This window comes from Thalassotalea euphylliae (assembly GCF_003390375.1).
Lineage (GTDB): Bacteria > Pseudomonadota > Gammaproteobacteria > Enterobacterales > Alteromonadaceae > Thalassotalea_F > Thalassotalea_F euphylliae_A.
This window is the reverse complement of the sequence record NZ_QUOT01000001.1, coordinates 1490334-1503806: the sequence shown is the minus strand read 5'-3', so window position 1 is coordinate 1503806 and position 13473 is coordinate 1490334. Positions and strand designations below refer to the sequence as shown.

General features: G+C 43.7%; 7 protein-coding genes. 4 read left to right on the top strand and 3 right to left on the bottom strand.

Annotated features, from left to right (window positions below; all coding sequences use genetic code 11):
• Positions 1-42 precede the first annotated feature (42 nt).
• The 3 genes from DXX94_RS06665 to DXX94_RS06655 all read left to right on the top strand — a co-directional run bounded on the left by DXX94_RS06665 (position 43) and on the right by DXX94_RS06655 (position 5443).
• Positions 43-1266 carry a GGDEF domain-containing protein gene (locus tag DXX94_RS06665; RefSeq protein ID WP_181901498.1) on the top strand — a complete coding sequence of 408 codons (1224 nt, stop codon included), beginning with the start codon at positions 43-45 and terminating at the stop codon, positions 1264-1266.
• Positions 1267-1473: 207 nt separating this feature from the next.
• Positions 1474-3777 carry a DNA topoisomerase IV subunit A gene (gene parC, locus DXX94_RS06660; protein WP_116014697.1) on the top strand — a complete coding sequence of 768 codons (2304 nt, stop codon included), beginning with the start codon at positions 1474-1476 and terminating at the stop codon, positions 3775-3777.
• Between the two features lie 205 nt (positions 3778-3982).
• A complete protein-coding gene (locus tag DXX94_RS06655) occupies positions 3983-5443 on the top strand; it encodes an MFS transporter (protein WP_116014696.1) in 1461 nt (486 codons plus the stop codon).
• A 95-nt stretch (positions 5444-5538) separates the two neighbouring features.
• Here DXX94_RS06655 and DXX94_RS06650 read toward each other — a convergent pair whose 3' ends face one another.
• The 3 genes from DXX94_RS06650 to DXX94_RS06640 all read right to left on the bottom strand — a co-directional run bounded on the left by DXX94_RS06650 (position 5539) and on the right by DXX94_RS06640 (position 10580).
• Positions 5539-6690, bottom strand: a complete 1152-nt coding sequence (locus tag DXX94_RS06650) for an alkaline phosphatase D family protein (RefSeq protein ID WP_116014694.1) — start codon at positions 6688-6690, stop codon at positions 5539-5541.
• A 229-nt stretch (positions 6691-6919) separates the two neighbouring features.
• The gene (locus DXX94_RS06645; protein ID WP_116014693.1) at positions 6920-9259 is read right to left on the bottom strand and encodes a TonB-dependent receptor domain-containing protein; all 2340 of its coding nucleotides are present in this window, start codon (positions 9257-9259) and stop codon (positions 6920-6922) included.
• Positions 9260-9557: 298 nt separating this feature from the next.
• Positions 9558-10580, bottom strand: a complete 1023-nt coding sequence (locus tag DXX94_RS06640; RefSeq protein WP_116014691.1) for a LacI family DNA-binding transcriptional regulator — start codon at positions 10578-10580, stop codon at positions 9558-9560.
• 260 nt (positions 10581-10840) lie between these two features.
• Between DXX94_RS06640 and DXX94_RS06635 the strand changes: the two genes are divergently transcribed.
• Positions 10841-13417, top strand: coding sequence for an EAL domain-containing protein (locus DXX94_RS06635; protein WP_181901497.1), 2577 nt, complete (start codon positions 10841-10843; stop codon positions 13415-13417).
• Positions 13418-13473 lie beyond the last annotated feature (56 nt).

Sequence of the window (13473 nt, the reverse complement as noted above, 5' to 3'; positions counted from 1 at the left end):
TTAATTTTGGCGGTCTCCGCACCTGATAAAAGTTTATCGAGAATGATTAAGAACGCCAGTTTGCTGTGCTTGCCTTTAGCATTGACTATTTTCGTTGCACCTATTTATTTTGCAGTAGCGTATGCCTTGCCAATTCCGCAAGAGCAGGTGCTGGAAATGCCGGTTTCTGAGCAAGTGTTGTCTTTGGTAGGGGCAGTTGAAGCAAAGCGCGTTAAAAATTCGACAGACTTCAACTTACAGGCCGCTAACATTACGGCAAATAATGATGCTGAACGCATACTCCTTCATTATTGTCGTGGGTTAGTGGCGCTCCAAAATAAACAGTTTGATAACAGTGTTGACGCGCTAGAAAAAGCTAATAACTTGCTGGCAAAGTTACCTGAACAGTTACAAGCTAGCGCACCATTTTATCACTATTATCAAGCACTATCAGATGCCTATGTTGGCTTGGGGAACTATCAGCAGGGTTATCATTATCGCCGTACCTATCTCATTAAGTTTGCGGAAGAATTTGAACATACTGAGCAGCTACAGTTAGCACAGCTGGAAGAGCGATATCAAATCAAGCAGCGTGAACAGGTCAATTTGTTGCTCGCTGAGCAAAGTAAGCTAAAGCAAGCGGAAGTGGCGCGCATAGAACTCAAAAAACAAGAACAAGAACGTTATGCCATTATCCTAATGTGCATTTGTATTGTTTTCTTGTTGATGATTTTTCGTCAATTACAAATTCGCAAGAAACTAAAATGGCTTGCCAAAACAGATACCTTAACAGGCTTAAGTAATCGCGATCATTTATTCAAAATTGCTCATCAGTTGGTTGAACGAGCGCACAGTAACGAGCAGGCGTTGAGTGCACTTGTGATTGATGTTGATCAACTTAAACGCATCAATAATGAATTTGGCTATGGCGTTGGTGATGCAGTGCTTCAAGAGGTGGCTCGCTTAGGCCAAGAAGTGATGCGCTCACGTGATATTTTTGCTCATCTTGAGGCAGAAGAGTTTATTGCTGTACTGCCGGAAGCTGATAATGTTTCGGCGCAAGCAATTGCCAATAATTTTGCTGCCAAAATATCAGCTAAACCTTTACTTGTTGCCAATCATTCTATTGAGGTTACGGTGTCGATTGGTATTGCCAGCTTGACCGAGCAAATTCGAGATGTGGATGCATTAATCAAAGCAGCAGATGATGCCATGTACCTTGCTAAGCGCTCAGGTAATGGCCAAGTGGCGAGTTTTAATCCAACTGCACAGATAAATGCACTATAATTCCCAATTCGCCAACTTTTCACACGCTAAACAGTTTTTTCTATGTTGAGAATCCGCTAAGCTAGCAAACATCATCATTTGGATCGTTTGATCCGCGAAATGACAACAATAAAAATTGCACACTAGGTTAAATGATGACCCTCGCCAACACTTTTTTGTAGGTCGATATTTAGCCCGCACAATCGTCTGTAGTTAGGAAAAAAATTCATGTCTGACACGCTCGAATATAGCCTTGAAGGGATCGAACAAGTCCCGCTTCGCAAATTTACTGAGGAAGCGTACCTCAACTATTCCATGTATGTCATTATGGATCGCGCCTTACCGCATATTGGCGATGGCTTAAAGCCAGTGCAACGACGTATTGTTTATGCGATGTCAGAGCTTGGCTTATCAGCCGTAGCAAAATATAAAAAATCAGCTCGTACCGTTGGTGACGTACTGGGTAAATTCCACCCGCATGGTGACTCTGCCTGTTACGAAGCGATGGTACTCATGGCACAGCCATTTTCTTATCGTTATCCGCTAGTTGATGGTCAGGGCAACTGGGGGGCACCAGACGATCCTAAATCATTCGCGGCGATGCGATACACCGAAGCGCGCTTGTCTAAGTTCAGTGAAGTGTTACTGTCAGAGCTTGGACAAGGTACCGTTGATTGGGTACCTAACTTTGATGGCACCATGAAGGAGCCGAAAACGTTACCTGCTCGTCTACCACATATTTTATTGAACGGTATCACGGGTATCGCAGTTGGTATGGCAACGGATATTCCACCGCACAACGTGCGTGAAATTGCCAATGCTTGTGTGCATTTAATCGAACAGCCTAAAAGCGAGTTAGCTGACGTACTAGAACATGTGCAAGGGCCTGATTATCCCACAGATGCGGAAATCATCACGCCAAAAGCGGATATTGAGAAGCTCTACGAAACAGGCCGAGGCAGCATCAAAATGCGTGCAGTTTATGAGGTAGAGCACGGTGAGATTGTGATTACCTCATTGCCGCATCAAGCGTCTGGCGCGAAAGTGTTAGAGCAGATTGCTAGCCAAATGCAGGCGAAAAAGCTGCCAATGGTGGTAGATTTACGTGACGAGTCAGACCACGAGAATCCGATCCGCTTAGTGGTTGTGCCACGTTCGAATCGCGTTGATACCGAACAGTTGATGCAACACTTGTTTGCAACCACAGATCTTGAGAAAAACTACCGCGTAAACCTGAATATGATTGGCTTGGATGGCAAGCCATCAGTGAAAAACTTGCGCGATATTTTGGCTGAATGGTTAGAGTTTCGTCGTGAAACAACACGTAAACGTTTGCAGTACCGCTTAGATAAAGTATTAGCGCGATTGCACATTCTTGATGGTTTACTGGTTGCTTACCTTAACATCGATGAAGTGATTGAAATCATCCGCAATTACGACGAACCAAAGCTAGAGTTGATGTCGCGCTTTAACCTGTCGGAAATTCAAGCCAATGCCATTTTAGAAATTAAACTTCGTCAGTTAGCTAAACTCGAAGAAATTAAAATTCGCGCCGAGCAAGACGAGTTAAACAAAGAGCGTGAAAAGTTAGAAAAAACGCTTGGCTCAAAAGCACGCATGAATACCTTATTGAAAAAAGAAATTCTTGCTGCCGCAGAGCTTTATGGTGATGAACGTCGCTCGCAGATCGTAGAACGTGGTGAAGCCAAAGCCTTGTCTGAAAAAGACTTAGTGCCGAGTGAGCCTGTTACCGTTGTGGTTTCAGAAAAAGGCTGGGCGCGTTGCGCGAAAGGGCATGATATTGAGCCCGCACAAATGAGTTATAAAGCGGGGGATAGCTACTTATGCTCAGCGAAAGGGCGCAGTAATCGTCCAGTCGTTTTTATTGATACCACAGGGCGAGCTTATGCAACCGATGCGCATGGCTTGCCAACGGCGCGCAGCCAAGGTGAGCCGCTAACTGGGCGTTTTAATATCTCAGCGGGTGAAAATTTTACGCAAACCTTGATGGCAGATGATGACAGCCAGTACTTACTGAGCTCTGATTCAGGGTATGGCTTTGTCGGTGCGTTTGGCGATATGGTCAGCCGCAATAAAAATGGTAAAGCGCTACTTAGCTTGCCAGCCAATGCAAAAGTGTTAACCCCATTGCCTATTTCGAATCTAGACGAAAACTTGTGCTTAGCTATCACCAGCGAAGGTCGAATGTTGGTATTCCCAGTAAAAGACTTACCAGTGCTCAGCAAAGGTAAGGGCAACAAAATCATTAACATTGCCTCGGCAAGAGCAAAAGCACGAGAAGAGTTTGTGACCCTAATGGCGGTTATCTTACCTAGTGATTCGGTAACCTTGCACGCGGGTCGCCGTAAACTAACGTTAAAAGCAACAGATATTGAGCATTACCGAGGTGAAAGAGGTCGTCGCGGCAACAAGCTACCACGAGGCCTACAGCGCGTAGATCGCATTGAAGTAGAAACTTCAGTAACTGAAGTTCTTGCCGACGACGAGCAAATGCCAAGCGAAGAAAGCTAGGTGATAAATATTGCATTAATCGCATTGTTAGCAATCGACTAAGCTGAATACGTATGCAGTTAATTGCCGAGCATCAGAAAAGGCAGTTAGGATAACAGTACAATGAGCACACTTGCCTCGGCAGTGTGCTTTTTTTATAACTTCTAATGAATACTATTCACCACTGCAATTATAAAACGCTAAAACGCAGTCTGGGGGGGGATAAATGAACAACACTAAACCAAACCTGAGCTTTTGGCAGATTTGGAATGTCAGCTTTGGCTTTCTTGGCGTGCAAATTGGTTTTGCCTTGCAAAACGGCAACGTTAGCCGAATATTGTCGGACTTAGGTGCCGATCTTTCTTCACTTTCACTGTTCTGGCTAGCAGCCCCGATTATGGGTTTAATTGTTCAGCCTATTGTCGGCGCGGCTTCCGACAAAACCTGGAACGGCCTAGGTCGACGATTGCCGTTTATCTTAGGTGGTGCCATTGTGGCGGCGATGGCAATGGCTTTGCTGCCTAATGCCTCTATGGTGGTGGCCTTTATTCCACCTATGATTTTTGGTTTGTTTATTTTTGCCATTAAAGACGCCGCCTTTAATGTCACTTTCCAACCGTTTCGCTCGCTGGTATCAGATATGGTGCCCGATGGTCAGCGCAACTTAGGTTATTCAGTACAAACCTTGCTGATTAATATTGGTGCGGTTGTTGGCTCGATATTGCCTTTCTTTTTAACCAATGTGATTGGTTTAGATAATTTGTCAGCCCAAGGTGAAGTGGCGCCATCGGTTATTTGGTCGTTTTATATAGGTGCAACCGTGCTTTTGGGTTCTGTACTTTGGACAGTATTTCGCACCAAAGAATATCCGCCAGAGCAATACTATGCTTTTAAAGAGATGGATGCCGCAGCGGTTGCTAAAGAGCAACAAACACAGCGTAGCTTAGGCGAGCGTCTAGCGGGCTTTTGGGCGTTGTTCAAAGATATGCCGGTGATCATGAAACAGCTCGCGCTGGTGCAGTTTTTCTCTTGGTTTGCGCTATTTATTATGTGGACTTATACGCCTGCAGCGATTACGCAGCACACTTGGGGCGTTGCCATTGAATGGTTTGACCCAGCCTATATTGCTGCTGCCGGCGGTTTGCCAACCGATATCGCTAAAGCGAAAGGCTCTGCTGGTGACTGGGTTGGTATTTTGTACGCGGCACAAGCTTTATTCTCTGTGCTATTTGCCTTGGTTATGACTAAGCTTGCCAACACATTTGGCCGTAAACTTACTTACTCTTTGAGCTTAATCGCAGGCGGTTTAGGTTACCTAAGCTTTGTATTATTCCAAGACCCAACGCTAACTCATGTTGATTTACTGATCACCCAAGTGGAAATTCCAAAAGGGGCATTAGGTTTAGTGTGGTCTATGGCGGGTGTTGGCATCGCATGGGCGGCAATTTTAGCTATGCCTTATGCGATTCTAGCAGGCGCATTACCTGCGGATAAAACTGGTGTTTATATGGGAATATTTAACTTCACTATAGCGGCGCCACAAATTGTTTCAGGTATTGCCTCTGGTTGGATTTTAAGCCATGTATTCGATAACCAAGCGATTAACATTATTATGCTAGCAGGTATTGCCATGTTCTTAGCGGCGGCGTCGGTTATTTTTGTGAAAGACACTGAAGCAAAAGCTTAGGCTTAATCGAGCCCAACACTGTTACTGAAAAGGAGCCATTAGGCTCCTTTTTTATGCAGTGCTTTTTGCTAGAAGATGCTTTCTGCTATAAATGGTTAACGCGATTCGGCAAATGATAACTGAGATAACTTTACTTGGTGCTGGCTAAACACTTGGCCGTCGACTTGTTTAAGGCCGAAGACAATCTCAGGGTCTGTTTTATTCCAATCTATTTCGATAAAGCCGTAGTTGACATCGTGGGTGTATTGCCCTTGGCGATGTTTGTTCGGGCTAACATCTTTCCATTTCTCACTTAGCCCTGAGCTGGTTACTTCCCAAAGCGGGTACATCCCATGTTCGGTGACTTTTGATATTTCGCCCCAGTGTGTATCACCGCTGATCATTATGACACCGGGAATTTTTTCTTGTTTAATGAAGTTGAGTAACCTATTGCGATCGCTTGGGAAGTTTGCCCATGACTCCCACCCCGTAAACTCGGGTAAAAGTTGAAGACTGGAAGCAATAATCTTAACGGTAGCTGGTTTCTTTAATTCCGATTCTAGCCACTGCCATTGACGCTCACCCAGCATGGAGGCTCCTTTAACAGGGCTAACCTCGTATGGCCCCAAATTTTTTGGCATGCGCTTTGTTGCATAACTAAACTTGCCTACTTGGTGCAGTTCATCTCGGTTCCAGCGTAAATCTGGCATAATAATATGAACGGTTTTGCCACTTTCGCCATACCCATCTTCGCCATAAATATAGGAGCTATAAATACCATCGCGGTGATAGCGCGGTGAATCCTTTGGCTCTTGCCAAAAATCCAACATAATTTTTCTAGACGCTTCTTTTTGCGGATACTCTTTGCCAGCGTCATTTTCGCCATAGTCATGATCATCCCAAATGGCGATTAATGGGGTAGTGGCTTTCAGCTTTTTAAAGCCGGGATGTTCACCTAAAGTGTCATACTTATGCTGAAGCTCACTCATATCTTCAGTATCGCCATAAATATTGTCGCCAAGAAAAACAAAAAGCTCAGGTTGATCGGCAACAATGGCATCGAATATCGGCATGGGTTTGTATTGCTTGCCACAAGAGCCGAAATAAATTTTAGACAGGGGCTTAGCTGTTGGTATTTTATTGTCGATCTCTGCGGTCTTTCTATCAGCACTGTCACCAAGTGCAATTGCGTTTACGCTTACTGATAGAAACGCTGCTAGTAGCGCTGTGGTTAAACTTTTAGTCATCAGTTGGCTGATATTTTTCATAATTATTTGCTCAAGATACGTCGGTAATTTGTGCGCCTGATTTTTCATTAACTTTATGATAATTATCATGAAGTTAATGGAGGCGGCAAATCATTAGCTAAATTTCTTGTTCGTTTGTATAAACCAAACCAAACCTAAACCCAAAACAAAAATAAAAACAAAAAATCCGGCACTAATTCCGGCACTAATGGGCGTGCCGGATTTAGCTTTCTGTGCGTTCTAATGGTAACTAGAATGCTGCTTTGATGTTTAATGCCGCTGTGCGTGGTGCACCAATCCAAGCAGCTTGGCCAGCAACACCACCTAAGTAGCTTTCATCGGTAATGTTGTTAATGGTTAAACGAACTTCCAGTGATTGAATCCCCTCAACTGGACGGTCAACGGTGACACCTGCGTAAACGTCAGACACTATGTAGTCGTCAATACGCTGTGTGTTAGCAGCATCTAGCCAACGCTTACCAACCCACTTAGTTGAAACACCAGCAAATTTCTCGTCGCGTAACCAGTCAAATGAAACAACCGCTAAGTCTTCAGCTGAGCCGAATACGGTATTACCCGTTGGGAAAGCCGAGGTACCTTCAACGTATTCTGAATCGTTAGAAGTATATGAAGTATACGCTGTCCATTCGTTTGAAATGTACCAAGTCAAAGACGCTTCAAAGCCAGTCGAGTCAATACCACCCACGTTAATATATGAACCGTTGTTGCCAATCAAAAAGTCGATACCGTCTGGCGAATCAGGTGCAATAAATACCAAGCGGTTATCAAAGCTGATGTCGTAGTAAGTTAAGCTAGCTTCAATCGAATCTGAGCTGTAGCGAATACCTAAGTCGATGTTGTCAGCTGTTTCTGGCTCAATGTTGTCGAGCTGTGAAGCATCACGCTCAAGCACAGAATCTTTAATGGCGGCAAAATTCTCAGCGTAACCCGCAAAGACTTCCAAACCGTCAACCCCAGTATTTAATACAACACCTGCTGAAAGTAGGGTGTCGGAATCTGAGTCTACTTTTACCTTTGCCGCGCCGCGGTTGAAGTTGTCGTCTGCCTCTAATTCAACGAGGAATTTTTTCGCGCCAACACGTACCTTACCCCAGCCCATATCAAGTTCATCTTCTAGGTAGAACATCATGGTATCGACGGTGAAGCTGCGGTCGTATTGCACCCAGTACGGGTTATGATCAAACTGGTAGCTGGTACGGGAGTCGATAATTTTATGCCAATCACGAGACTCGTCACGCTCATAGTCTTCATACCAAATACCACCACGTAAGGTGTTGTTGATATTGTCAAAGGTGCTGTAAAGGGCAAAATCACCATTAAAGCCAAAACGCTCTTTGTTGTAATGAGTATGTCGGTATGATCCGACAGGAATTGCACTGCGGTCATAACAGGCAGGATCTGCTTCAGGACCTGAGCCACCGTAAGGTGCAAGAATTGAACTCACACAGCCTGCTGTTGGCGCTAAGCTGTTACCGTTGGCATCAACAAAATAGATACGACCAAGCGGTGCTCCGCCCAATACCGTATTGCCTGAAACAAGCTCTGAATGGCCAGCATCGCCATCATCTTTTACGTCGACTAGGTAAGGTGGAACCCAATCACCACGGCCTGAATTGTCGTGAAAGTAAACGTTGCCCGACACTTCAAAACTATCGGTTACGTAAGCGGCTTTTAAATACCCGAAAATATTTTCGCGCAGTGTTGACCAACCACGGCGGTATGTTTGGTCAACGTAAGGAATGCCTGTCCAGTCTTCTGTTAGGCCATCCCACTCTGGGTTTTGTTCAAAACCAGCAAGGCTCACTCGTTGGTAATTGTCTTCATGTGTATCGTCATAAGAAACGTAAGCGGTTAAATCAATACCGTTAACGGCGCTGATGACTTTCGCAGCGTAATGATCGCGCTCGTTTTCGGCAGCCTGTTGGATCCAGTCACTACTTTCTGTGCTAGATAAGCTAAACCAAGCGAAAGTGTCTTTGAATATTTCGCCAGTATCGTAACGAGCGAAGTACTTTTGGCCATCAAAATCCGCCAGCGTTAAACTGACCGTCGCTTTTTCTTCTTGCTCAGGATCTGAGGTCGTGAAGTTTAATGATCCACCTAATGCTTCATGAGAGCGAGAGGCAATGTCCGCAGTACCTTGAGAAACTTGCACTACACCTAGGTTTTCAGTGTCGATGTAGCGATTGGCTTTCGCACCACCACCATAGTTTGAGTTACCGTTTGCAATACCATCAATGGTAATGCCGATTTGTTGCTCGTCTAGGCTTAACTGGAAACCACGAATTGAAACGGTTGTTGACCAGTCGTCAGATCCAAAAGTGTCGCCCTCGTTGATTAATACGCCCGGTAAATTATCAATAACCGCCAAAGTGCTGGTCATTGCCGACTGCTGTTTGAACATTTCTTCTGGCGTTTCGTTGTTTGCATAAGAAACGCTTTTACCAACCACAGTGATTTCTTCAATCATTTGTTCTTCGTCGGTGTTATCGGCCATAACGAGCGGTGAGGCTAGTGCGATAGCAATGGCTGAAGCAAGTAATGACTTATTATTTGTGCGCGTAGACATGAGAGTCCTCGATAGTATTTTATTTATTGGGCGTGCAACACATAAAAGCTGGAAAGCACCAGCTGCTATGTGTTGCACGCGTTGGTCTTAATGAACGAGGCAGCAGTCTACGAGTGGTTTATGACAAATCTGTTGAGCTTTATTGAACGTTCAATTAACAAACGGTTAACTTTCAATGACATAAGCTTAAATAACTCAACAGTAGTGAGTACGCGTGCGGGAGTTCCTTAACGAATCTTAAGCTGGGAGTGGTGGTGAATCTTTGCAGCTAGTATTTGCTACTAACTTTTTCTATTAGCTAGCTGCCACAGGACTTTCTAACGATTAAGTTTGTTGGCATCAAAGTGGTTTTTACCGGTTCACCTTGAATTAACTTAATCAAGCTATCAACCAATAGTTCACCAGCAAGCTTAGTATTTTGCTTGGCCGTTGTAAGTGATGGGAAGGTAAAGCTTGCCATTGGGATATCATCAAAACCAATCACAGCAACCTGCTCAGGAACTTGGTAGCCATTGTCTTGCAAGGCTCGCATTGCACCAATGGCAATTAAGTCACTCGCCCCAAAGATGGCATCAAATGGTTCACCACTTTCGATAAGTGCTAGTGCTGCTTTGTAACCTGAATCTTCGGTAGATATCGCGTCAATTTGACAGGCTTGATTGACACTAAGCTGGTTGTCGGTAAGTGCTTTGCAATGACCTTTATAGCGATCAAAAAACTCTGGCGCATGGCTAGATGCTTCGCCTAAAAAAGCAAAGTGCTTGCGGCCATTCATGATCACATGTTCGGTTAGCTGATAGCCTCCGTGAAAGTTATCGCAACCAATCGAGACAATGGGCAGTGACTCTACTTCTGCACCCCAGCGGACAAAGCGGGTATCTTGCTCAATTAATTGGATAAGTTTTTCTTCGTAATCAACAAAGTCGCCATAGCCAAGTAGAATTATGCCGTCGGCTTTGTTCGAGTCTTCAAACTCGGCATGCCAGTCATCATTCATTTGCTGAAAAGAAACGAGCAGGTCGTAGCCCTTGTCTGAGCATGCTTTGGTAATACTACCCAACATTGACAAGAAAAAAGGGTTAATTAATGAATCATCGTTAGTCGGATCTTCAAAAAGCAATAACGCTAAGGTGCTACTTTGCTGTGAACGCAGGTTACTGGCGTTTTTATCCACTTTGTAATTGAGTTCACGAGCAATTGCCTGCACTTTCAAGCGCGTCTCTTCGTTAACTAGTGGGCTATTTCTTAATGCTCGCGAGACGGTTGACTGCGAGACACCTGCACGAAAAGCTATGTCAAAAGAAGTAGGTTTTGATTTCAAACTAAGGACCCAATGACAATCAATTGTAAAATATTAACGTTTACTGCTACTTAAGTATAGATTTTATGTTTTAGCTAGTTTGTGCTTTTGCTAAATAAACTGTTGAACAAGTTTTTATAGAAGCGCTTAAGTTATTGCAATTCATCACAAAATTTATACCTTGAGTCCCTAATCGTATTTCTAGCCAGCAATTTTTGCTGTAAATCGTTATAATCTTAGGTTCATGCCTGAAAGTTTAATTGATAATGGTTGGCGGTAAGTTGTCTAAATCTATTTGGTTACGTTACTCATTTGTTTGTCTCCTCACTTTAGTTATTGCTGCGATTGGTTTTGCTGCCACGCAGCATTTAAGTACATTAGACACGAGAGAGTTAGCGCGAACACAAGCCAATATTGAAGTGGCAACGAGTTACTATGTTGACGACAGCAATCAATTATCAGCTAGCCAAGTGCGCGAACGTGAAGCTGGTTTTATTTCCTCAGAGCCTAATGATATTCCTTTTGAGCTAGGCGACAGTGCTTATTGGGTTAGGTTTTCACTATCTAATCAGACGTTAGATGATGCTGCCTTAGTGTTGCATATCGACAATTCAATGTTGACAGAGCTGGCGGCATATCAATATTCAAGTGTAGTAAACTCGCCTTTAGCTGCGTTAAATCAAGGAACGTTAAGCGCCACAGCCTTCCCACATTTGAATATTAACCTTAGTGCCAAACAAAATATTGAGTTACTACTTAAGTTAAAAGCAGGTGGCCCACCGAATATTCCGTTAGTGTGGCATCAAGCTGAACAGTTTAAGACTAAACAAGCGCTAACAAGGGTACTGTTTGGTGTCGTTATCGGTGTGCTTGCTGTGATTGGTCTTTATAACTTAGTGATTTTTAACGCCATTCGAGACAAGGTGTATTTAATTTATATCGGTTACTTGCTCGCTGCGTTTTTAGTCTTAGCCACGGTAAACGGATACGGCTACATACTGTTTAGCCCTGAGACCCAAGAGCTGCTCAATACACATTCGCTGTTCTTCCATTATTACTTACTGAGCTTTTTGGTGCTGTTTACCTTGTACTTTTTAAAGTTCAATGAAGACAACGGCAAGCTGTTTAAAATTGGCCAAGTAAGTGTCTACTTGCTTATTTGTCTCAGTGCTATTGGGTTGTTTATACCGCATACAGAGAGAGCTATTATTTTTTTTAGCTTAGTACCTATATATTATGCGTATTCAATTTGTCTCGTCATACTCAAACTAAAGAGTGAGTTTTCATGGGCTCGATATTATGTTGTTTCATGGATTCCACTTTTGGTAGGAGCAGGAGCTCAACAACTAACTTTATTTGGCTATATTGACTACTCATTCATACTAGTTAACGCCTTTTTACTTGCCGTATTGTGTGAAATCACTCTAATGTCGTTTGCGCTTGCCGAGCGTATGCGCCGTCATGAAGCTGAACGAATAGCCGAAATGAGCTACCACTCAGGCTCTGGAATACCACGTAAAAATGTTTTTGAGCGCTCCTTGTATAAGTTAATGCAAACGCCTGATGCGCATTTGCATGTGTTGGTGATTAAACCTGAGCATATTGAGCGTGTTGCACTTTATGTTAATGATGCGATGAATACCGCTTTATTTAAGCGAATCTACGAAAAGCTCACGCCACTTTTTGCTTATAACGATGCAATTGAGCCAATAGGCATGAGAGGTGAGAAGATTGCCTTGGTCGCAGGTAATATGTTGGCAATTGTAGTTAACGAACAGAAAAACCAGCAAGCATTAGATACCATTGTCTCTTCTATCAACACTTTGGTCGAAGAAGCTTACCGTATTGAAGCGCTGCAAATACCGCTACAAGCGAATATCGGTGTGGCCAGCTACCCAGAGCACGGTAACTTGCCATTTATCTTATTGAACAAAGCTCAAATGGCATTGCCCGACGCAGAAAATTGCACCGGCAAGTGGGCAGTATATGAAGAGTTTCAGTCAGATAACAGCGGCTATCGGTTAAAGCTTGCTGCTGAAATTAATGCTGCAATCGAGCAGGGGAGCTTTGAGCTCTATCATCAGCCGCAAGTGGATTTAAAAACCATGCGTGTTTGCGGTAGTGAGTGTTTAATTCGTTGGCATTACGATGGCGAGAACCTAAGCGAACAAGGCTTTATTCCACCAACAGCGTTTATTCCCGTTGCCGAAGATATGGGCTTAATTAACAAGCTCACTCGTTGGGTCATTAAGCAGGCCATTGCTCAGCACAGTGTATTGTTGGCACAGGGTTACAAGCATCACATGGTATCAATCAATATTAGTGGCAAAGATATTTGTGCAGAAGGTTTTTACGAATATGTTGCCGCTGAAATCGAAGCAGCTGAAATTGCCGCCAATAAGATAGTGTTTGAGCTAACAGAATCGGCCACGATCACCAATAATGCTCAAGCATTAGAGGTCATTGAATTGCTCACCGAGCTTGGTGTTACCATTAGTATTGATGACTTTGGCACTGGTTATGCGTCGATGGCCTACGTTAGTGAATTACCATTTAAGGAGCTAAAAGTTGATCGCCAATTCGTTCAGGACGTTGGCGATGATAAGAAGCGCAGAACCATTGCGGAAACGACGGTTCGAATGGCTAAAGGCTTAGGACTTGAAGTGGTTGCTGAAGGGATTAATAGCCAAAAAGATGAAAATCTATTGAGGCAGTTTGGTTGTGATATAGGGCAAGGGTACTTCTATGCTAAACCTATGGCATTTGATGATTACCTAGAATGGCTGACCGACGAAGTGAATGGGCGCTCCCCTGAGCCGCTTGAAGGCGAGTTTATCTCTAAGCATTCTCTATCTTAACCATAACTATCTTAACCTAAGCTAGTTATGGTTAACCCTTGGTTGATTATGCTTAA